Consider the following 20,041-nt stretch of genomic DNA (forward strand, 5'->3'; position numbering starts at 1 on the left):
CCGCAGGCCACGTACCCGGGGAGCCGCCATGGGCGTTCGCAAGGACCTGAAGACCGCACAGAAGCGCCCCGATCTCGCGACCCGGGTGAAGCTGCGGCTGACCCGCGACGAGAACGGCGTGGTGCGGGAGGCGCACGCCGAGGACCTGGTGCCCCCGGCCCCCGGCGCCGGCGTCCCCGACATCCCGTACGTGAACGCCGCCGAGGCCCCGGACGCCGTGGTGATCCGGCGCAAGGAGGGCGGGGCCTGGCGGCCGGTGACCTCCGCGCAGTTCGCACGCGAGGTGACGGCCACCGCGAAGGGCCTGATCGCGGCGGGCCTGGAACCCGGCGGCCGGGTCGCCGTGATGTCCCGCACCCGCTACGAATGGTGCGTGCTCGACTTCGCGATCTGGGCCGCGGGCGGGCAGTCCGTGCCGATCTACGCCACCTCCTCGCCCGGCCAGATCGAGTGGATCGTGCGCGACTCCGGCGCCCGCTACGTGATCGCCGAGAGCGCCGAGAACGTCGCCACCGTGAAGGAGGGCTGCGAGGAGCACCCCGAGCCGCCGAGGATCTGGGAGCTGGACGCGGGCGGCCTCGCGGACATCGTCGGCCTCGGCGCGGGCGTCGCCGACGAGGAGGTCACCGAGCGCCGCACCGCGCTGACCGGCGCGGACATCGCCACCCTCTGCTACACCTCCGGCACCACCGGGCGCCCCAAGGGCTGCGCCCTCACCCACGCCAACATCTTCGCGGGCGCGGGCAACTCCATCGAGCTGATGCTGCCGGTCTTCAAGGAGGTCGCGGGGACCGAGGCGTCCACGCTGCTCTTCCTGCCGCTCGCGCACATCCTCGGCCGCACCCTGCAGATCGCCTGCCTGTACGCGCGGATCGAGGTCGGCCACTGCCCGAGCATCAAGCCGGACGAACTGCGCCCCGAACTCCAGGCGTTCCAGCCGACGTTCGTGGTCGGCGTGCCCTATCTCTTCGAGAAGATCCACGACACCGGGCGGGCCACCGCGGAGAAGATCGGCCGCGGCGCCTCCTTCGAACGCGCCGACCGCATCGCCGTCGACTACGGCGAGGCGCACCTCGCGCAGTTCCTCGGCACCGGCAAGGGCCCGAGCCTGAAGCTGAAGCTCGCGCACGGCCTCTACGACCTGCTCGTCTACCGCCGCATCCGCAAGGAGCTCGGCGGCAAGCTCAGCTACGCCATCAGCGGCGGCTCCCCGCTCGACCGCCGCCTCAGCCTCTTCTTCTACGCCGCCGGGATCGTGATCTACGAGGGCTACGGACTCACCGAGACCTGCGGCGGCGTCACCCTCTCCCCGCCGCTGGAGCCCCGGATCGGCACCGTCGGCCAGCCCATCCCGGGCTCCGCGATCCGGATCGCGGACGACGGCGAGGTGCTGATCAAGGGCGGCACCGTCTTCCAGTCCTACTGGAACAACCCCGCGGCCAGTGACGCCGTACTGGAGGACCAGTGGTTCTCCACCGGCGACCTGGGCGCGCTCGACGACCAGGGCTATCTGACGATCACCGGCCGCAAGAAGGACATCATCGTCACCTCCGGCGGCAAGAACGTCTCCCCGGCCGTCCTGGAGGACCGGCTGCGCAGCCGTCCGCCGGTCGGGCAGTGCATCGTCGTCGGCGACAACCGCTCCTTCGTCTCGGCGGTCATCACCCTGGAGGCCGACGCCGTCCAGCACTGGCTGTCGGTGCGCAAGCGGCCCAAGGACACCCCGCTGGCGGAGGTGGTCCGCGACGCCGAGATGATCGCCGACGTCCAAAGGGCCGTCGACTACGCCAACGAGGCCGTCTCCCGCGCCGAGTCCATCCGCAAATTCACCCTGGTCCCGGCGGAGTTCACGGAGGAGAACGGCATGCTGACCCCCTCCCTCAAGATCAAGCGCCATGCCATCGTCGCCGCCTACGCGGACGAGATCGAGGCGCTCTACGGTGGCTGAGCCGGGCGGCATGGGCGAGCGGGAGCCCGAGGCCCCCGGGATCCGCGAGGCCCCCGAGGACTACGACGTGCTGGTGGTCGGCTCGGGCTTCGGCGGCTCGGTCACCGCGCTGCGCCTGACCGAGAAGGGCTACCGGGTCGGCGTACTGGAGGCCGGGCGCCGCTTCACCCGCGAGACGCTGCCGAAGAACTCCTGGGACCTGCGGAACTACCTGTGGGCCCCGCGACTCGGCATGTACGGCATCCAGCGGGTGCACCTGATGAGCAAGGTCCTGGTGCTCGCCGGTGCGGGCGTCGGCGGCGGCTCGCTGAACTACGCCAACACCCTGTACGTACCGCCGCCCGCCTTCTTCCGCGACCGGCAGTGGGGCCATCTCACCGACTGGGAAGCGGAGTTGGCGCCGTACTACGACCAGGCCCGCCGGATGCTCGGGGTGCGGACCAATCCGACGACCACCGAGGCGGACGAGTATCTGCGGTCCGTGGCCGAGGAGTTGGGCGTCGGGCGGACCTTCAGGCCCACGCCCGTCGGGGTGTTCTTCGGCGACGGCGCGGACGGCGACGGCAGCCTGCGCGCCGAACCGGGAGCCCGTGTCCCCGACCCCTACTTCGGGGGCGCGGGGCCGGAGCGCGCCGCCTGCACCGAGTGCGGGGACTGCATGGTCGGCTGCAAGGTGGGCGCCAAGAACAGCCTCACCGAGAACTACCTCTTCCTCGCCGAACGGGCCGGGGCGCGGATCCACCCGATGACCAGCGTGGTGGAGATCCGCGAGACAGGGGAGCCGGACGGTGAGGGCCCCGGGGGCGGCGGCTTCCTGGTCACCGCCGTGCCCACCGACCGGCCCCGCCGCGGCCCGCGCACCGTGCTCCGCGCCCGCCACGTGGTGCTCGCCGCCGGGACCTACGGCACCCAGAGCCTGCTGCACCGGATGAAGGACGAGGGGGTCTTACCCCGCCTCTCGGACCGGCTCGGCACCCTGACCCGTACCAACTCCGAGGCGCTGGTAGGGGCGTTGACCACCCCGCGCCGCTACCGCCGGGCGAACGGCGGGCGTTCGGCCGACTTCACCCGCGGCGTCGCCATCACCTCCTCCATCCACCCGAGCCCGACCACCCACATCGAGAATGTGCGCTACGGCAAGGGCTCCAATGCGATGGCGCTCAGCAATATGCCGCTCTACCGCCGCCACTGGCCCAAACTCGCCGCCCTGGCCTGGGAGCTCCTGCGCCACCCGGTGTACGTGAGCCGCACCCTGAGCACCTACCGCTGGTCGGAGCACGCCATCATCGGCCTCGTCATGCAGAGCGCCGACAACTCCCTGACCACCTTCCGCAAGCGCGGCGGGCTCTTCGGCAAGGGCAAACTCAGCGCCGAGCAGGGCCACGGCGCCCCCAACCCCGTTCATATCCCGGAGGGTTGGCGGGCGGCGCGGCTGCTCGCCGAGCGGATCGACGGCATCGCGGGCACCAATATCGGCGAGGTCCTGGGCAAGCCGATGACCGCGCACTTCCTCGGCGGCTGCACCATCGGCGAGAGCGCGGAGACCTCCGTCGTCGACGCCTACCACCGGGTCCACGGCTACCCGGGCCTCAGCGTCGTGGACGGCTCCGCGGTCTCCGCCAACCTCGGTGTGAACCCCTCGCTGACCATCACCGCACAGGCCGAGCGCGCCATGGCCCTGTGGCCCAACAAGGGCGAGCCGGACCCGCGCCCCGCCCAGGGCAGCCGCTACGTACGCCTCGCCCCGGTGCCCCCGGCCTCGCCCACCGTCCCGCCGGGCGCCCATGGCACCCTGCTGCTGCCGGTGCCGAGGGTGCCGGAGGCGCCGGAGGCCTCCGGCGGGATGGAGGCGCCGGGCGGCCCGGAGCCGTCCGCGTAGCTCCGTAGCTCTCCAGGTCACCAGCTCCGCAGCTCCGCAGGTCCCGCTCCACATGCTGGGACGGGCCGGGGAAAGTTGCGTAGCCCACAGACCGCCGGGCGTCGTGGAAGATACGGTGACCTGCGGTGTCGCGCCCGGGCCCGGACCGTGACGGCCCGGGCGCGGCCCGGTGCGCGCGAGCCGTGCGCCGGGAGCCGGTACTGCCGCAGGGAACGACGGAAGGTGTAGCGGTGGACGCAATCGAGGCCCTGGCCATCGGCGGGGCCAGCATCGCCGCGGGCGGGATCAACGCCATGGTCGGCTCCGGCACCCTCATCACCTTCCCCACCCTGCTCGCCTTCGGTTACCCCTCGGTCCTGGCCAATGTCTCCAACAACATCGGCCTGGTGCCCGGCTCGCTGAGCGCGGCCTACGGCTACCGGCGCGAGCTGAAGGGGCAGCGCAAACGCGTCCTGCTCTTCGGCTCGGGCTCGCTGGTCGGCGGCATCATCGGGGCGGTCCTCCTGCTCCAGCTGCCCACCAGCACCTTCGACGCGGTGGTGCCGGTCCTCATCCTGCTCGCCTGCGTCCTCGTACTGCTCCAGCCGCAGCTGAACAAGCGCCTCGCCCGGCGCGCGGACCAGGGCGCGAAGGACGGCGGGGTGCCCATGTGGCTCGGCGTCTGCGGGGCGGGCGTCTACGGCGGGTACTTCGGGGCGGCCCAAGGGGTGCTGCTCATGGGCCTGTTCGGCAGTTTCCTCAAGGAGGACCTGCAGCGCCTGAACGCCGTGAAGAACGTCCTCGCCTCGATCGTGAACGGCGTCGCCGCCCTCGTCTTCGTGGCGGTCGCCGATGTCGACTGGACGGTGGCCGGGGTGATCGCGCTCGGCTCGACGGCGGGCGGCCTCCTCGGCGCCCGGGTCGGCCGCAGGCTGCCGCCCACCGTGCTGCGCGGCATCATCGTCGTGGTCGGGGTCACCGCCTCGATCGTCCTGCTCGTGCGCTGACCGCTCTCCAGGTCCGACTGCCCCGAAGGCCAACCACCGCCTCACCACAAGGAGTTGAGAAGGCGGACGGAGACGGCTCCGGTGACTGTCCCCTCTACGCAGAGTGGCAGGTACATTGCACCTCATGTCGACACCCGGCGCGCAGCCGAATCCGTATCAGCCCAATCCGTACCAGCAGCCCACCCTGCCCGGTACCCCCAACTCCCCGAACCCGTACGGCCAGGTGCCGGCCCAGCCCTTCGGGCCGCCGCCGAGCGGACAGCCGCCGATGCCCCCGCCGCCCTCCGGCGCACCGCGCAAGCCCGTCCCCGGCTGGCTGTGGGGACTCGGCGGTGTGCTGGTCGCCTCGGCCGTATGGGCGGGCACCCTCTTCGCGACCGGCACCCTCGGCGGCTCCGGCGAGGAGGCGGACCTCGCCGGGTACGAGTTCGCGAAGAACCTGTGCGAGGCCGCCGAGTTCGACGCCTTCCAGGAGCGGTACGAGTTCCAGGACTCGGCGGTGAACAAGGACAACAACCGCTTCTCCTCCCGGCAGGACGGCCTCGACCAGAGCCAGTGCAGCCACACCCTCAAGGACCCCCAGGAGACGTCGAGTTCGTACAGCTCGACGTACGTCTACGCCACCGCCGTCTGGCACAAGGCGAGCGACCCGGCGGGCGAGTTCGCCGACCAGCGCAAGGCCTACGAGGACCAGTCGAACGACTCGTACTCCTACGAGGCGAAGGAGACCGACGGCCTCGGGGACGAGGCCTGGTTCGTCACCGAGCAGCGCGGCGGGAAGACCGACCGGGAGCTGGGCGGCCTCACCCTCTCGGTACGCGAGGGCTGGTTCACCTTCGAGATGCGCTGGAGCTGGTACGGCAGCGGCGACGAGAAGCCTCCGGCCGCCTCCGAGGTCGAGAAGATGCTGAAGACGGACACCAAGGCGGCGATGGCCGAGCTGAGGAAGTGACCGCGGGCGGGCCGTGGCATGTCACCCGAGGCCCCGGCCTGCGGCTCCGCCTCGCCGGGAGCGCGCGGGCGTGACCTCGGCGGCCCGGTAGGTGGGTGCGTGACCTCGGCGGCGCTCGGCAGCCGGGTGCGTGACCTCGGCGGTGTCCGGCAGCCGGGTCCGTGACCTCGACCGGCGCCGGTGTAGGCCGGGTGGGTGCTTGTGCCCGGAGGTGGAATTCCGGTTCCCCGGTGGTGGCGGGGACGGCGCGCGGGCCGGGGGCGCGCGGGCACACGAACGGGAGCGTGTGACGGCCGGGACCGGGGGGAAGGCGGTTCGCATGCCCATTCTGAGGAAATTCGCCCGGCCGATGCTCGCCTCCGTCTTCGTCAGCAGCGGCATCGGCCATCTGAAGTCGCCCGAGCATGTCGCCCCCGCCGCCGAATCGATCGCGGTCCACCTCGCCGTGCGGGTGCCCGGGCTGCCCGAGGACCCCGCCGACCTGGTACGGCTCAACGCGGCGGTGCAGGTGGGAGCCGGTCTGCTGCTGGCCACCGGGCGCCTCCCGCGCGTTGCCGCGCTGGCCCTGGCCGGATCCCTGGTGCCGACGACGCTGGCAGGGCACCGCTGGTGGCAGGAGAAGGACCCGGAGCAGCGCGCCGCCCAGCGCACCCACTTCCTGAAGAACGTCTCCCTCCTCGGCGGCCTGCTCATCGCCGCCGCCGACACCCACGGCAAGCCCTCCCTCGCCTACCGCGCCCGCCACACCGCCCACGACGCCGGCCGCGCCACCCGCCGCCAAGCCCACGACTCGGCCAAGGCGGTCCGGGAGGCCTCGGAGTCGGTGCGGGGGCGGCTGCCGGTGGGGTGAAGGCGAAGGTGCTGACCGCGCGCGGGGAACGCCATGAGTCGCGGGTTCAAGTCCCGCGACTCACGCGGGCACTCGGAGTATTGACGGGAGCGGCTGCCTGCGCCCGCTCCCGTCACACGTCGAACTCGCCGTCCTGGGCGCCGAGTACGAAGGCTTCCCATTCGGCTCGGGTGAAGCGCAGGGGCGGGTCGTCCGGGCAGGCGGCGTTGCGCATCGCGACCGCCCCGCCCGGCAACTCGGCGATCTCCACACGGTCTTGCGGATCACTGCCCGGCGCCCCGCGCCACTCCACGCCGCCGAGGTCCAGCGCGTAGAGGTCCTGCTTGTCCGTCTCGGCGCTCACCTCAGAGAGCACCCCTGGCGACGGCGGTGATGAACTCCTGCCAGATCTCAGCAGGGAAGGTGTGTGCGCCGAGGGGGCGGTTCTTGCTGTCACCGGCGGTGATGAGTCCTTCGCTGGTCGTCTGTCGCTCCACGCACTGGCCTCCGTTGTCCAAGCTGTAGGACGACTTCTGCCATTCGGTCTCAGGGAGGTTGTGCCGCATCATCTCGGTGCCTGCCTCTGCTGTCGCTGTGGGGTGGTTGCCCTTTAGAGGGTGCCCTTGGCGACGGCGGTGATGAACTCCTGCCAGATCTCGGCAGGGAAGGCATGTGCTCCCAGCGAGCGATTCTTGCTGTCACCGGCGGCGACGAGTCCCTCGCTGGTCGTCTGTCGCTCTACGCACTGCCCTCCGTTGTCGGAGCTGTAGGACGACTTCTGCCAGCTGGCCTCGGGGAGGTCGTGCCGCATCATCTGGTACCTGCCTCTAGGTCTTCTTCAGATCTCGCATGACCTGCGTGATCAAGTCCATCGACTGCTTGGACGGTAGAGCTGACGCGCGAAGTTGGTCAAACGCCAGCTTGTACCGCTCGACGGGTTCATTTTCCTCCAAGTAGCGCACTCCGTCGAGGTACTCGATGCTCACCACGTCCAGATCCATCGGGTCGGGGTAGCTGAAGATGCCGAAGGGGCCATCGAGTCCTGCATGCCACCCCTGACCGAACGGAACGATCTGGATGGACAGCATGGGCGGATTATTCACGTCAAGAAGCTTCTGAAGCTGCTCCCTCATGACTTCCGGGCCTCCGATAGCCCGGCGGAGCACAGCTTCGTCCAGCAGGCAGAGCACCTGTGACTTCTTCTCCTGGAGAACCTTCTGCCGCTCGGTGCGGAGATCGATGAGCGATTCGATGTGCCCGGCATCGGTGTCACGTGCAGCTCCGCGGATGAGTACCTCGGCGTACGCCCGCGTCTGGAGGGGTCCCGGGACTAGCAACGGCTGAAAAAGTTGGGTACGGACCGCTTCGGACTCGATACTCAGCCGCTCTTGGAACTCCTCGCCCAAAATCTCGCCGTACGGAGCCCACCAGTTCTTGCGGCGGCTTTCGCGGGACAGGGTGGTGAGGGCGGTCTTGAGACGCTCGTCGGTGACGCTGTAGAGCTCGAACAAGGCCTCCAACTCCAGCTTGCGGACGCCCTGTCGGCCTGTTTCCTGGCGGGAGATCTTCGATTTCTCGCCGCCGATGCGTTCGGCTGCCTGCTCCAGTGAGACACCGGCTGCTTCGCGCAACCGTCGTAGTTCACCGCCGAGTTTGCGTCGGCGGACTGTCGGGCGGGGACGGTTGGACACCTCTGCTCCTCCCACTACGGATCGTGGCGACAGTGTGCCGCACCGCAAGCATCGGACGCTACTCGTTGGTATGAACGTTCGAGCGGAGCCATCAAGAGTGAATTGCCAATGTTGGCGTCTGTCGGGTTGCGCTCAAGCGGTCGGTGCGAGCAGTCTGTTGGCGTGACGGAGAGCGCTCTGCTCGCAACGGAGCGTTGTTCTCCCGTATGTCGCTGTGCCCGTGAACGCCTGCTGGGAGGGCGGTAATGACCTTCAACACCCCTGCTGGGAACGCCGGTTCGTTATCGGGCCTGACCACCCGCGGCTTCGAGGTGGACTTTCTGCCGGTGGAGTCGCGGGTGGCGGATGCCCGGCGGATCGCGGCCGCGTACCTGCACCTGTGGGACCTCGCCGCGCTGGTGGACGAAGTCGCCCTGGTCGTCTCGGAGTTGGTCACCAACGCGGTGCGCTACGGGGGCGGGCTCCCGGTCGGGCTGCGGGTGCACGTCCCGGACGGGGCGCTGAGGGTCGAGGTCCGCGACGGTTCCCCGGTGCCGGCCCGGCTGCGTCTCGTGGACGAGGAGGCGGAGAGCGGGCGGGGGTTGTGCCTGGTCGCGGCTCTGGCGCGGGAGTGGGGCGTCAGCCCGGACGGGCGGACGACCTGGTGCGCTCTCGACATCCCGCCACCCTCGGGGCTCCTGTCCTGAGCGCGCTCACCCCGAGCAGCCGCGGCGCCAACCGCAGCCCCCACCGCATCACTTCACCCACCCTTCGGAGGTCCCATGCCCCTGCCCGAGTCCAGCCCGGTGCCGCTCCCCGGCAGCCCCGTCCACGAGGCCGCCACCGTGCTCCGTACCGCCCTCGCCGGGCACCGGTTGGAGGGTTTCCCGGTGCCGTACGCCGACCGGGACCGGATCTACCTGGGGGAGGTACCCGTGCCCACCGCGGATCGTCTCGCCACCCTGCTCGGCGCCGAACCGGCCCCGATCCGGGCCGACTTGCCCGACTGGCCCGAGGGGCGCCGGATCGTCCAACGGGTGCGTGACGCCGTGCGGGCCGCCGTCGGGGGCGAGTTCGTGGACATCGACTTCTGGCCCTACTGCCCGCGGTGCGACGAGGACCCCGTCGTCACCCTCGGCAGCCTCTCGCCGGTGGCCGCGCGGGACCTCGGTCGGGCTCTCAGAACGCGTACCGGATCCACAGCCACGGCGCATGACGGGTAGTCAACTCCCGTAGCCGGTCCAGGGCTTGGCGTTTGACGTCCGCGCGGTAGCGGACGTTGCGGGCTCCGTTCTGGGAGAGCTTCGGTTCCTGGCCCGCGGGCTGCCAGAGGAGTTCCTCAGCGCGGGGGTGCCAGCCCAGGTTGGTCTCGTGCAGGTCCTTGTTGTGGGTGAGCATGATGACCTCGGCGGCGGCCTGCTGCTTGACGCGGGCGGGCAGGACGTCGTCCAGGTGCCGGAGCAGTTCGGCCCAGTCGTGCTGCCAGCCGGGGCGCAGGACCACGGGGGAGAGGTTGAAGTGCACCTCGTATCCGGCGTCCAGGAAGTCGCCCGCGGCGGCGATCCGTTCGGCGACCGGGCTGGTGCGTACGTCGAGGAGGCGGGAGTCCGCTTCGGGCATGACGGAGAAGCGGATCCGGGTGCGTCCCCGCGGATCCAGGTCCAGGAGCGCGGAGTTGACGTACTTCGTCGCGAACGAGGCCTTGGCGTACGGCCATTGGCGGAAGGCGCGGATCAGTTCGGCGGTGCTGTCGCAGAGCAGGGCGTCCACCGAGCAGTCGCCGTTCTCGCCGATGTCGTAGACCCAGCTGTGCGGGTCGCACTGGTTGGGCTCCGGCTTGGGGCCGAGGTCCGTGCTGTGCCGGGCGAGGCGGGCGATCAGGGCCTCGGTGTTGGTGAAGAGGGTGATCGGGTTGGCGTAGCCCTTGCGGCGCGGGACGTAGCAGTAGGCGCAGGCCAGGGCGCAGCCGTTGGAGGGGCCCGGGGCGATCCAGTCGGCGGAGCGGCCGTTGGGGCGCACCGTCATGGTCTTGCGCACGCCGAGCACCAGGACCTCGCGTTTGATCCGCACCCAGCGCCGCGCGTTGCCCTCGTTGCCGTGCAGATGCGGGATGTTCCAGTGCGAGGGGACCTCGATCAGGCGGGCCCCGGGGAAGCGGGCGAGCACCTGGCGGCCGCGTGCGCTGAGGGCGGCCTCGGGCTCCGCGTAGATCTCCCGGATCTCGAACAGGCGGGCCGCCTCGGCCGCCGAGGGCCAGGGGGCGGGGCCGGACGCGGGGGAGCCGCCTTCCGGGGCGGAGGCGTCGAGGACCTCGGCGAGGCTGAAGAGGGCGTCGGGGCTGGAGGACGTGCCGGCGTCGGAGGACGTGTCGGGGGCGGGGGACGCGGCGGGGCCGGAGGGGGCCTCGGGCCCGGCGGGCTCGCGCGGGTCGTCCTCGGCGCCCTGGCTCCCGTGCACGGTTCCTCCTGGTCCGACCCCCCTCTGCCTGGTGCGGAGCGTACGGGACGGCGGTGGCCCCACGCGCGCTCGGGCGCCCGCCGCCGCCCGATCGGCAGAGGGCCCTGGTATGGCGCGGCCCGGGCAGGGAAGGCGTGACCGTGCCGCCGACCGGCGGCGCACATCCCTCTCCCCATGTCTCCGCCCCTCCCCCCACCCCCGAATTCGTACGGCAAGGAGCCCCTCATGGTGCACGTCGAGCGCGTCATCACCCTCGACCGGCCGCTCGCCCGGGTCGTCGCCTATCTCTCCGACTTCTCGCACGCCGTGGAATGGGATCCGGGCACCCAGGAGTGCGAGCGCTCGGGCAGCGGTCCGCTCACCGTCGGGGCGGAGTGGGACAACACCTCCGTCTTCCGGGGCCGGACCACTCAACTCCGGTACCGGCTCGACCGGTTGGAGGAGAACCGGCTCACCTTCACCGGGGAGAACAAGACCGCGCACTCGACCGACGACATGACCTTCGCCGCCGAGGGGGAGGGGACCGTGCTCACCTACCGCGCCACCATCCGGTTCAAGGGCCTTGCCCGGCTCGCCGATCCCTTCCTGCGCCGCGAGTTCGAGCGGCTGGGCGACGAGGTCTCCCGGACCCTGCCCGCGGCGGTGTACGACGCGCTCCCGTAGCGCCGCCGGGTGCGCGGCGGCCGGGACATGGCCAAGGCGGCGCCGGGGCGACAAGATGTCCCCATGAAGGGTGATCTTTTTTCCAATGAGCACATGGTCCAGCCCGCGAGCGCGCCGGGCATGACCGTGCAGAACTCCAAGTCCATCCGGTACGCGGTCAACGGCGAGATGCTCGCACGGCAGGGGGCGATGATCGCCTACCGCGGCAACCTCCAGTTCGAGCGCAAGAGCCAGGGCGTCGGGGGCATGCTCAAGCGGGCGGTCACCGGGGAGGGGCTGCCGCTGATGGCGGTGCGCGGGCAGGGCGAGGCCTGGTTCGCGCACGAGGCGCAGAACTGCTTCGTCATCGATGTGGAGCCCGGCGACGTCTTCACCGTCAACGGCCGCAACGTCCTGTGCTTCGACGCCTCCCTCTCGTACGAGATCAAGACCGTGAAGGGCGCGGGCATCACCGGGGGCGGCCTGTTCAACAGCGTCTTCCAGGGGCAGGGGCGCCTCGGCCTGGTCTGCGAGGGCGACCCGCTGGTGATCCCGGTCGCGCCGCAGGCCCCGGTCTTCGTCGACACCGACGCGGTGGTCGGCTGGAGCGCCGGGCTCCAGACCTCGCTGCACCGCTCGCAGTCCGTCGGCTCGATGCTGCGCGGCGGCTCCGGCGAGGCGGTCCAACTCAAGCTGGAGGGCCAGGGTTTCGTGGTGGTACGGCCCAGCGAGGCGACTCCGCAGAACAAGCAGGCCTGAGGGAGGGGGCCCGGGGATCGGAACGGGAAACGGTTCGGGCCCCGGGCCGAAGACTCAGGACTCGCTCGGGGCGGATGGCTCCGGGTGAGGGTGCTGCGGCAGCCGTACGGTGAAGACCGCGCCGCCCTCCGCCTGGTTGGCCGCCTCGACGCGTCCGCCCATCAGGCGCGCGTTCTCCTGCGCGAAGGAGAGGCCGAGCCCGTGGCCCGCCGAGCGGGGGCGGCGGCTGTCCCCTTTCCTGAACCGGTCGAAGACGTAGGGCAGCAGCGGGGCCGGGATGCCCTCGCCCCGGTCGGCCACCGTCAGGACGATCTCGAAGGGCCGATCGGGGCAGTACGGGTCCGGGCCGGACGGCTCCCCGGGCGGCGGCCGGACGGCGACCGTAACGGTCACGGGCTCCTGGCCGTGCGCGAGGGCGTTGCCGATGAGGTTGGCCATGATCACGTCGAGGCGCCGGGGGTCCAGGAAGGCGATCACCCCGGGGGCGGCGACAACGGTGACGGACCGGTCCCAGTCGCGGGCGGCGAGGCATTCCCGGACCACCGCCGCGATGTCCGTCTCCGTCACGACCAGGCGCGCGATGCCCGCGTCGAATCTGGCCAACTCCATCAGATTCTCGACCAGTCCGGCCAGCCTGCGGGTCTCGTCCACCATCAGGCGCAAGGGGGGTCCCATCTCGACCCCCTTCTGGGCGGCGTCCGTCTCCAGGACGTCCGAGACCGCGGTCAACGCGGTGAGCGGGGTTCGCAGTTCATGGGAGAGGTCGGCCATGAACCGTCGTATGGACGCCAGTTGGGAAACGGTTCCCGGCTCATCCGCGGGCGGGGCTCCTTCTTCGCCCTCCGGCGAGACCTGAAACGCCGGATTCGGTACGAAGGGCACGGCGCCCAGGGTGTTGCGGTCGCGGCAGTGCGGTTCCGGTCGTCCGGCGGCCCGCAGCGAGGAACGGGTCCTCTCGTAGAGGTCGTTGAGGGTCAGCGCGGGGCCCGCCCCCGGTACTCCGCTGCGCACCAGGGCCACCAGCTCGCCGGTGAACGCGGTGAACAACTCGCCGGGCGGGGCCAGGGCGAGGGCGTTCTCCGCCGCAGCGGCGAGCAGATAGGTGCCGTCGATCTCCGCGAGGCCGAGGCCCTCGGACATGGCGCCGAGCATCCGGCCGCTGTAGCAGCAGTCGAGGATCACGATGCGGCGGGTGGCACGGCTGGTGGCCAGGGTGCGGCGGATCCAGTCGTAGGGGACCGCCGTGTCGTAGACCTCGTGGGGACGGCTCTCCCGGAGGGCCAGGTGCAGTTCGCCGGTGCCCGGGTCGATGAGGCCGTGTCCGGCGTAGTAGACGATCAGGGTGTCGGTCGCTTCGGCGGCCGCCTGCCGGACGGCGGCCGAGACCTCGCGCGGGGCGCGCGGCTCGGCGACGAGGAGGCAGTGCCGCCGGGGGAGTCCCCAGACCTCCTCGGAGGTGAAGAGCTCCCGGAGAGTGGCCACATTGGCTGCCACGGCGGGGAGTTCGGCCAGTTCCTCGAAGCGGCTCGCGCCGACGAGGACGACTCGGGAGTGCTCCGGGGCGGGGAGGGCCGTCACGGCTGCGGTGTCTCGCCCGCCGGGGAGCCCGCGCTGCCCGGCGCCGCGCGCTCCGGGGCGCCCGCGGGGGCCTCCAGAGCGGCGAGCAGCCGGGCGGTCTCCTCGGTGGCGGTGCCGTGGAAGGTGATCCGGCTGCCGTCCGGCCGCTCCACGGTCACCGAGGGCCGCGCGGGGCCGCGTTGGGCCCGCCACTGGGCCAGGCTCAGCGCGAGCGAGGCGGCGCTGAAGCCGGAGCCGATCACCAGGGAGAGGGTGTCGAGCACCGGGCCCATGCTGTCGGCGGGCTCCGCGGGGACGGCCTCCCACTGAAGGTCCGCGAACCGCCGTGCCCCCGAGTCGTCCAGCAACCAGGCGTGCAGCGAGCGCAGTTCCTCCTCCGCGCCCTTCCCGGGGAGGACCCGTAGCCGTACCCGCACCTCAACCACCCTTCCGCCGAACGGAGTCGGGATGAGGATAGGGGAGGGGAGGGGAGGGGAGGAGAGGATGTGAGGGGAAGGGAGAGGCAGACGCGGGGCGGGCCCGCAGGCCTGTGGTGCCCGTGTCCGCCTCTCCCTTCAAACGCCTTCGGCCCGCGCCCTCACATCTTCAGCCGCGCCCCCGCCCGCAGTGCCGCCGGGGAGAGGCGGCTCAGGAAGCGGGCGGCCTTGGACTCGATGGTGACCGGGACCACGGCGCGGTTGGTGCGGACCGCGGTGACGATCTCGGTGGCGACCTTCTCGGGCGGGAAGCCGCGGCGGGCGTAGAGGCCGCTGAACTTGGCCTGCTTCTTGGCCTGTTCGGCGGCGTCGGTGGCGGAGAAGGTGGTGGTGCGGGTGATGTTGGTGTTCACGATGCCGGGGCAGATGGTGCTGACGCCGATCTTCTCCTTGGCGAGTTCGGCGCGCAGGCAGTCGGAGAGCATGAAGACCGCGGCCTTGCTGGTGGAGTAGGCGGCGAGCATCTTCGAGGGCAGATAGGCGGCCGCCGAGGAGACGTTGACGATGTGGCCGCCCTGGCCGCGCTCCTTGAGCACGGTGCCGAAGGCGCGGCAGCCGTGGATGACGCCCCAGAGGTTGACGTCCAGGACGCGCTCCCACTCCTTCTCGGTGGTCTCCAGGAAGGTGCCGGAGTGGCCGATGCCCGCGTTGTTCACCACGATGTCGGGCACGCCCTGCTGGGCGGCGACGGTGGCGGCGAAGGCGTCCACGGCGGGGCCGTCGGAGACGTCGACCTTGTGGACGGTGGCCTCGGCGCCGAGCAGTCCGGCCAGTTCGGCGGTGCGCTCCAGGGCCTCCAGGTCGAGGTCGCAGAGCGCGAGGTCGGCGCCGCGTTCGGCGAAGGCGAGGGCGGTGGCGCGGCCGATGCCGCTGCCCGCGCCGGTGACCACGGCCAGCTTGCCCGCGAACTCCCCCGCGCGCCCGCCCTCGCGGCCCTGCTGGGCGGCGGCCAGCTCGCGCGCGGCGGGGGCGCCCTCCTGATGGGCGGTGAACTCGCGGATCATCCGGGCCACGGTGGTTCCCTTCTCCAGGAGTGCGGACCAGTGGGTGGCGGCCAGCTCCCGGCGCCACAGATGCGGGGCCCACTCCTCAAGTCCCTCGCTCAGCGCGGGACTCACGTAGTTGTCCTCGGTGAGGGTGATCAGCTGCACCGGTACGGAGGTGGGCCGCAGTCCGGGGCGCAGCAGCCGGGGCAGCATGTTCGCGCGGTAGAGGAGCACGCCGCGGGCCGCGTCGCCCGCGAGGGTGTCGTGCGGGTGGCCCTCGCGCGGGGTGACGTCCTCCACGAGCCGCAGCACGGTGCCCCAGTTGCGGGCGAGCCCGAGCCGCCAGGCGGCGGGGGCGAGCACCGGCAGGTGGAAGAGGTAGATGTACCAGGAGTGCAGGCCCTGCGAGGCGAGCTGCTTGAGGTGGCGCGGGGTGGGCCTGCGCCAGCGGCGCCGCAGCCAGTGCCCCATGTGGTCCAGGCTCGGCCCGGACATCGTGGTGTACGAGGCGATGCGCTCGGCGGCCCGCGGGTCGGTGACCGCCTCCCAGGACTGGATGGAGCCCCAGTCGTGGGCGACCACGTGCACCGGCTTCTCGGGGCTGACCGCGTCCGCGACGGCGAACAGGTCCTGGGCGAGCAGCTCCAGGCGGTAGTCGTCCTTGGAGCGCGGCTTGTCGGAGTCGCCGGCGCCGCGTACGTCGTAGCGGACCACATGGTGGTCGGCGGCGAGTTCGGCGGCGACGTCGTCCCAGACGCGGTGGGTGTCCGGGTAGCCGTGCACCAGGAGCACGGTGGGCCGCTCCGGGTCGCCCTGCTCGTACACGGCAAGGGAGAGCGCGCCGGAGGGGATGCGGGAGCGGCGGATCCCGCCGGGGGCCGCGGCCTTCGCGGTCTTGCTCCAACGGGCCTTGAGGGAACGGGACTTCGGGGCCTTGGCCGTCGGGTCCTGGCCGGTGGGGTTCTCGTCCGGGCGTGCGGGTTTCTCGGAAGTCACGTGGTCCTCGCGGTCGTCCTCGGTCGGGGGTGCGTGCGGTTGCGCGGCGGGGCGCGGGTCAGGCGGCCGCGGCGAGCGCGCGGCCGCGGCGTACGTGCGGGACGTCGTCGTCGAGCCAGTAGGCGTCGTCGTGGGTGACCACGAGCAGTTCCTCGAACTTCAGGCCCACGTCCCGGAATCCGACGTGCGGCTCGACCGCCCACAGGCCCGGGGTCGGGGCGTGCCGGGAGGCGCGGCCGTCCGCCCAGAGCGGGGAGCGGCCCTGGATGCGCTCGGTGACCAGCTCCCGGCCGAGGGTCTGCAGGGTGCGCACCCCGAAGCCGAACATGGTCAGGCCCTCGGGTCCGCGGACCTTCTCCATCCGGGTCACCTGGTGGCCGATCACCCGGCCGGGGTAGACGCGGTGCCGATTGTCGTAGCCGTGCCGGGCGATCTGGGCGTCCACGGCGGCGTAGACCTCGTCCAGGGTCCTGCGCTGCCGCACCAGGTCGACGATCAACTCCCGGTAGTCAAGCAGGTCCTTGGCGATCCGGTCCCAGATCGGGTTCTCGCCCATCCTGCCCGCGTAGCCGATGTCGGCGGTGTAACCGTCCACCACGGGGGCGCAGTCCAGTACGTACGACATGCCCTCCTCCAGGCGCCGTCCGGTGGCGAAGAACTGGAGCGGGGTGCGGAAGTGGCGGAAGGCGGTGCGGTCGCCGAACCAGGCGAAGGGGACGTGGAAGAAGTCCTGGACGCCCTCGGCGACCAGCTCCTTGCGCAGCCGGGCCGCGGCCTGACGCTCCGTCACCCCCGGTTCCAGCCAGGCGGCGACCTTCTCCGCGCAGCGGTAGGCCAGGCGCTGGAGTTCCCGGAAGTTCGCCAAGTCCTTCTCGTCGAAGGGGAATGCGGGCAGGGGTGCGGGTTTCTCGGCAGTACGGGTGCTCATGGTCTCGCCTTCCTCTCGTCGCCCGCGGCACCGGCCGGGGCGGTAACAGCCGGTGTCACACGTCGAGTTCGAGGCATTCGCCCTCGGCGGCGCGGGAGACGCAGACGAGCATCTCGCCGTCCGCCCGCTGCTGTGCGCTGAGTTTGCGGTCGCGGTGGTCCACGGTGCCGGAGAGCACGCGCAGTTTGCAGACCCCGCAGAAGCCCTGCTGGCAGGAGTAGGGGGTGCCGGGGTCGTCGGCCCGCAGCACCTCGAGGGCGGTCCGGTCGGCGGGCACCGGCAGCTCGCGGCCGTCGCGCAGCCGCAGGGTGAAGGGCTTCCCGTCGACGATCGGGGCCGCGCTGAAGCGCTCGAAGTGCAGGGCCTTCGCCTCGCTGCGGGCGAAGGCGGCCTGCACGGCGTCGAGCATCGGCACCGGGCCGCAGCAGTACACGGCGGTGCCCTCGCCCGCGCGGGCCAGCAGATCGGTGGCGCTGGGCATGCCGTGCTCGTCGTCGGTGAGGACGGTGACCCGCCCCGGGTGCCGGGCGGCGAGCCTGGCCACCTCCCCGGCGAAGGGCAGCGAGGCGCGGCTGCGCCCGGTGTGCACCAGGTGCCAGTCGAGTCCGCGCCAGGCCGCCTCGCGGGCCATCGGCAGTACGGGGGTCAGGCCGATGCCGCCCGCGAGCAGCAGCACCTTCCGGTCGCCCGCGAAGGGGAAGGCGTTGCGGGGGCCCCGGATGCCGACCGTGCTGCCCGCCGTCAGCTCGCGGTGCACCTCGGCCGAGCCGCCTTGACCGTCCGGGAGCAGCCGTACCGCGATGCGGTAGGCGTAGCGGTCGGCCGGGTCCCCGCACAGCGAGTACTGGCGCCTGCGCCCCGAGGGCAGGATCAGGTCGAGGTGGGCGCCGGGCTGCCAGCGCGGCAGGAGTCGCCGGTCCTCGGTGGCAAGGCGCAGCGACACCACGTCGTCCGCGACCGGCTCCCGGGACACCACGGTCAGTTCCTGCGGGTGGCTCTCCGGCGGCCGGGGCCGGGTGCCGTATCTGTCCTTGCCGGTGAAGAGCGGCACGTACTTGGAGGCGAGCCAGTCCAGGGCCTGGAGGTAGCGGTCGGGACGGGGCCTGCCGTACAGGTCCGGTGGCGGGACGAGGCGTGGGGGCTGCGGGCGGCTCATGCGGTGGGATCCTCGGCTTCGGGCGGTGCGTCAGTGGGCAGCCGCGCGGGCGGCGGGGGAGGCGCCGAGGTAGGCGATGGCCTGCCTGGTCGAACCCTCCTGCGAGGGGTGGTAGTTGCGGCTGAAGTAGCGCAGCGCGGAGATGCCGAGCTTGACCGGGTTGGGCAGCAGGCCCCGGCGGGCGGCGGTCCACGCGGTGCGCACCGAGGGCTCCACCGAACCGGCCAGCTCCGGGTCGACGGCGAGCAGGAAGCGGGTGCCGCGCACCCACAGCTGGAGCAGCGCGGTGATGGAGACGACCATGGTGCGGGCCCGCCGCAGGTAGCCGGGGTCCAGGTGGCGCAGCAGGTCGTAGGCGACGCTGCGGTGCTCGACCTCCTCGGCGCCGTGCCAGCGCAGCAGGTCGAGCATGATCGCGTCGGCGCCGGCCCGGTCCAGGGCCTTGGCGTTGAGGATCCAGTCGCCGAGGAAGGCGGTGAAGTGCTCGATGCCCGCGATGATCGCGACCCGCTCGATCAGGTACTCGCGCTCGCGCTGGGGGCTGAGCCCCTCCTTGTCGCCGAGCAGGTGGTGGAAGAGGTACTCGACCTGGGCGATGTAGGGCCCGATGTCGATGCCCTTGGCCACGAAGTGGTCGAGCACGCCCTGGTGGGCCTCGGCGTGCATGGCCTCCTGGCCGGTGAAGCCGAGCACCCGCTCGCGCAGCTCCTCGTCGGTGATCAGCGGCACGGCCTGCTGGAAGACCCGGACGAACCAGCGCTCGCCCTCGGGCAGCAGCATGTGCAGGACGTTGATCACATGGGTGGCCGTCGGCTCGCCGGGGACCCAGTGCACCGGCACCCGGTCCCAGTCGAAGCGCACATCACGCGGGGTGAGGACCAGGTCGCTGTGCTCGTCGGTCCCGTCGGTCCGGTCGTTCCTGTCCGTCCCGTCGGTCCGGTCGGGCCGGTCAGTCGGGGGGATCGTGCTCATGGCGGCTCCTTCGGGGCGAAGGCTTCAGGCGGGGCCTGGCGGGGAGGGGGGCCGAGCGCGCGGGGACTCGAGGCCCTCGTCGGGACGGGCCCCAGGACGGCTGCGGCGGGCGTCTCGGCTTATTGATGTTTACTCAACAGTAGGACTTGTTGAGTTTCTGTCAATAGACTGGGCGGCATGCCCAGAAGATCCGCCTCTCCCTCGCGCATGCTCCCCACCGAGCGCCAGGCCCAGATCCTCGCGGCGGCCCGGCGCATCCTGGAGTACAAGCCCATCGACGAGGTGTCGGTGGACGCCGTGGCCACCGAGGCGGGCGTCTCGCCGGGGCTGCTCTTCCACTACTTCGGCTCCCAGCGCAAGTTCCGGCACGCGGTGCTCACCATGGCCGCCGGGGAACTCCTCGACCACGTACGGCCCGACCCGGCGCTGAGCCTGAGCGAACAGCTGCGCGGCGGTGTGGTGACCTTCGTGGACTACGTCACCCGCTTCCCGACGATCTACCAGGCGGTGGTCAGCCTGAACCGGGGCGCGGACGTGACCACCCTGCACTCCTCGGTGCGCCGGGCCATCGCCGCCTGGATCATCGAGGGCGTCGAATCCGTGGGCGTCGAGGTCACCGGCCCGCTGCGGCTGACCGTCTCCGGCTGGCTCGCGTACATGGAGGAGGTGGTGCTCGGCTGGATCAAGGAGCCGCTCGGCAGCAAGGACGAGCTGATCGACCTGTGCGAGCGCAGCTTCTACCAGCTGGCCAGGGCCGGGCTCGACGACGAGGAGCGGTGGCCGGTGATCCTGGAGCGGATGTCCCGGCGGCCCTGAGGAGGCTCCCG

General features: G+C 71.7%; 21 protein-coding genes. 10 read left to right on the forward strand and 11 right to left on the reverse strand.

The window, feature by feature from the left end; genetic code table 11:
* The first annotated feature begins 28 nt into the window (after positions 1-28).
* The 5 genes from MID12_RS22250 (at position 29) to MID12_RS22270 (ending at position 6,615) form a co-directional block, all read left to right on the forward strand.
* Positions 29-1,948 (forward strand): AMP-dependent synthetase/ligase, encoded by a 1,920-nt coding sequence (locus tag MID12_RS22250; RefSeq protein WP_040253366.1) that lies wholly within the window; start codon positions 29-31, stop codon positions 1,946-1,948.
* A gap of 10 nt (positions 1,949-1,958) precedes the next feature.
* The gene (locus MID12_RS22255; protein ID WP_263173376.1) at positions 1,959-3,827 is read left to right on the forward strand and encodes a GMC oxidoreductase; all 1,869 of its coding nucleotides are present in this window, start codon (positions 1,959-1,961) and stop codon (positions 3,825-3,827) included.
* 230 nt (positions 3,828-4,057) lie between these two features.
* Entirely contained in the window at positions 4,058-4,813 is a 756-nt protein-coding gene (locus tag MID12_RS22260) for a sulfite exporter TauE/SafE family protein (RefSeq protein ID WP_040253367.1), read from the forward strand.
* Positions 4,814-4,937: 124 nt separating this feature from the next.
* Positions 4,938-5,765, forward strand: a complete 828-nt coding sequence (locus MID12_RS22265) for a hypothetical protein (RefSeq protein WP_263170231.1) — start codon at positions 4,938-4,940, stop codon at positions 5,763-5,765.
* Positions 5,766-6,084: 319 nt separating this feature from the next.
* Positions 6,085-6,615 carry a DoxX family protein gene (locus tag MID12_RS22270; protein ID WP_263170232.1) on the forward strand — a complete coding sequence of 177 codons (531 nt, stop codon included), beginning with the start codon at positions 6,085-6,087 and terminating at the stop codon, positions 6,613-6,615.
* 112 nt (positions 6,616-6,727) lie between these two features.
* On the opposite strand, the gene MID12_RS22275 is transcribed toward MID12_RS22270, so the two are convergent.
* From MID12_RS22275 to MID12_RS22290, 4 genes are all read right to left on the reverse strand, one after another.
* Entirely contained in the window at positions 6,728-6,958 is a 231-nt protein-coding gene (locus tag MID12_RS22275) for a DUF397 domain-containing protein (protein ID WP_040253372.1), read from the reverse strand.
* Position 6,959: 1 nt separating this feature from the next.
* Positions 6,960-7,091 (reverse strand): DUF397 domain-containing protein, encoded by a 132-nt coding sequence (locus tag MID12_RS32500; protein ID WP_411576992.1) that lies wholly within the window; start codon positions 7,089-7,091, stop codon positions 6,960-6,962.
* 113 nt (positions 7,092-7,204) lie between these two features.
* A complete protein-coding gene (locus tag MID12_RS22285) occupies positions 7,205-7,408 on the reverse strand; it encodes a DUF397 domain-containing protein (RefSeq protein WP_263170233.1) in 204 nt (67 codons plus the stop codon).
* Between the two features lie 13 nt (positions 7,409-7,421).
* The gene (locus MID12_RS22290; RefSeq protein WP_263170234.1) at positions 7,422-8,285 is read right to left on the reverse strand and encodes a helix-turn-helix domain-containing protein; all 864 of its coding nucleotides are present in this window, start codon (positions 8,283-8,285) and stop codon (positions 7,422-7,424) included.
* 245 nt (positions 8,286-8,530) lie between these two features.
* On the opposite strand from MID12_RS22290, the gene MID12_RS22295 reads away from it, so the two are divergent.
* Complete coding sequence (locus MID12_RS22295) at positions 8,531-8,971, forward strand: ATP-binding protein (RefSeq protein WP_263170235.1); 441 nt, start codon at positions 8,531-8,533, stop codon at positions 8,969-8,971.
* Positions 8,972-9,046: 75 nt separating this feature from the next.
* A complete protein-coding gene (locus MID12_RS22300) occupies positions 9,047-9,487 on the forward strand; it encodes a hypothetical protein (RefSeq protein WP_263170237.1) in 441 nt (146 codons plus the stop codon).
* Here MID12_RS22300 and MID12_RS22305 read toward each other — a convergent pair.
* Positions 9,444-10,721: a spore photoproduct lyase family protein gene (locus MID12_RS22305; RefSeq protein WP_263170238.1), complete on the reverse strand. Its 1,278-nt coding sequence runs from the start codon at positions 10,719-10,721 to the stop codon at positions 9,444-9,446. The genes MID12_RS22300 and MID12_RS22305 overlap by 44 nt on opposite strands.
* 225 nt (positions 10,722-10,946) lie before the next feature.
* Here MID12_RS22305 and MID12_RS22310 point away from each other — a divergent pair, with 225 nt between their 5' ends.
* Together MID12_RS22310 and MID12_RS22315 are read left to right on the forward strand one after the other, a co-directional pair.
* Positions 10,947-11,384: an SRPBCC family protein gene (locus tag MID12_RS22310; protein ID WP_263170240.1), complete on the forward strand. Its 438-nt coding sequence runs from the start codon at positions 10,947-10,949 to the stop codon at positions 11,382-11,384.
* Positions 11,385-11,447: 63 nt separating this feature from the next.
* Positions 11,448-12,122, forward strand: coding sequence for an AIM24 family protein (locus MID12_RS22315; RefSeq protein ID WP_040253386.1), 675 nt, complete (start codon positions 11,448-11,450; stop codon positions 12,120-12,122).
* A gap of 54 nt (positions 12,123-12,176) precedes the next feature.
* Here MID12_RS22315 and MID12_RS32310 read toward each other — a convergent pair whose 3' ends face one another.
* The 6 genes from MID12_RS32310 to MID12_RS22350 form a co-directional block, all read right to left on the reverse strand.
* The gene (locus MID12_RS32310; RefSeq protein ID WP_317633399.1) at positions 12,177-13,700 is read right to left on the reverse strand and encodes a HAMP domain-containing sensor histidine kinase; all 1,524 of its coding nucleotides are present in this window, start codon (positions 13,698-13,700) and stop codon (positions 12,177-12,179) included.
* Positions 13,697-14,116: an effector-associated constant component EACC1 gene (locus tag MID12_RS22330; RefSeq protein WP_040253393.1), complete on the reverse strand. Its 420-nt coding sequence runs from the start codon at positions 14,114-14,116 to the stop codon at positions 13,697-13,699. Before MID12_RS22330 ends, MID12_RS32310 begins: the two co-directional genes overlap by 4 nt.
* A 161-nt stretch (positions 14,117-14,277) precedes the next feature.
* Positions 14,278-16,029 (reverse strand): SDR family oxidoreductase, encoded by a 1,752-nt coding sequence (locus MID12_RS22335; RefSeq protein ID WP_263173382.1) that lies wholly within the window; start codon positions 16,027-16,029, stop codon positions 14,278-14,280.
* Positions 16,030-16,216: 187 nt separating this feature from the next.
* Complete coding sequence (locus MID12_RS22340; RefSeq protein WP_263170242.1) at positions 16,217-17,086, reverse strand: M24 family metallopeptidase; 870 nt, start codon at positions 17,084-17,086, stop codon at positions 16,217-16,219.
* A gap of 55 nt (positions 17,087-17,141) precedes the next feature.
* Positions 17,142-18,242: a PDR/VanB family oxidoreductase gene (locus MID12_RS22345; RefSeq protein WP_040253394.1), complete on the reverse strand. Its 1,101-nt coding sequence runs from the start codon at positions 18,240-18,242 to the stop codon at positions 17,142-17,144.
* A gap of 30 nt (positions 18,243-18,272) precedes the next feature.
* Positions 18,273-19,214, reverse strand: coding sequence for a metal-dependent hydrolase (locus MID12_RS22350; protein ID WP_078845178.1), 942 nt, complete (start codon positions 19,212-19,214; stop codon positions 18,273-18,275).
* Positions 19,215-19,391: 177 nt separating this feature from the next.
* Between MID12_RS22350 and MID12_RS22355 the strand changes: the two genes are divergently transcribed.
* Entirely contained in the window at positions 19,392-20,030 is a 639-nt protein-coding gene (locus MID12_RS22355; RefSeq protein ID WP_040253395.1) for a TetR/AcrR family transcriptional regulator, read from the forward strand.
* Positions 20,031-20,041: the final 11 nt, after the last annotated feature.

Source organism: Streptomyces sp. SCSIO ZS0520 (assembly GCF_025643355.1).
GTDB classification, from domain to species: domain Bacteria; phylum Actinomycetota; class Actinomycetes; order Streptomycetales; family Streptomycetaceae; genus Streptomyces; species Streptomyces physcomitrii.

Bases quoted from the DNA above. Each gene is read 5' to 3' on its own strand.
- MID12_RS22345 (WP_040253394.1), bottom strand. From the start codon at position 18,242: ATGAGCCGCCCGCAGCCCCCACGCCTCGTCCCGCCACCGGACCTGTAC.
- MID12_RS22350 (WP_078845178.1), bottom strand. From the start codon at position 19,214: ATGAGCACGATCCCCCCGACTGACCGGCCCGACCGGACCGACGGGACG.
- MID12_RS22265 (WP_263170231.1), top strand. From the start codon at position 4,938: ATGTCGACACCCGGCGCGCAGCCGAATCCGTATCAGCCCAATCCGTAC.
- MID12_RS22285 (WP_263170233.1), bottom strand. From the start codon at position 7,408: ATGATGCGGCACGACCTCCCCGAGGCCAGCTGGCAGAAGTCGTCCTAC.
- MID12_RS22310 (WP_263170240.1), top strand. From the start codon at position 10,947: ATGGTGCACGTCGAGCGCGTCATCACCCTCGACCGGCCGCTCGCCCGG.
- MID12_RS22255 (WP_263173376.1), top strand. From the start codon at position 1,959: ATGGGCGAGCGGGAGCCCGAGGCCCCCGGGATCCGCGAGGCCCCCGAG.
- MID12_RS22355 (WP_040253395.1), top strand. From the start codon at position 19,392: ATGCCCAGAAGATCCGCCTCTCCCTCGCGCATGCTCCCCACCGAGCGC.
- MID12_RS22295 (WP_263170235.1), top strand. From the start codon at position 8,531: ATGACCTTCAACACCCCTGCTGGGAACGCCGGTTCGTTATCGGGCCTG.
- MID12_RS22315 (WP_040253386.1), top strand. From the start codon at position 11,448: ATGAAGGGTGATCTTTTTTCCAATGAGCACATGGTCCAGCCCGCGAGC.
- MID12_RS22300 (WP_263170237.1), top strand. From the start codon at position 9,047: ATGCCCCTGCCCGAGTCCAGCCCGGTGCCGCTCCCCGGCAGCCCCGTC.
- MID12_RS22250 (WP_040253366.1), top strand. From the start codon at position 29: ATGGGCGTTCGCAAGGACCTGAAGACCGCACAGAAGCGCCCCGATCTC.
- MID12_RS22340 (WP_263170242.1), bottom strand. From the start codon at position 17,086: ATGAGCACCCGTACTGCCGAGAAACCCGCACCCCTGCCCGCATTCCCC.
- MID12_RS22270 (WP_263170232.1), top strand. From the start codon at position 6,085: ATGCCCATTCTGAGGAAATTCGCCCGGCCGATGCTCGCCTCCGTCTTC.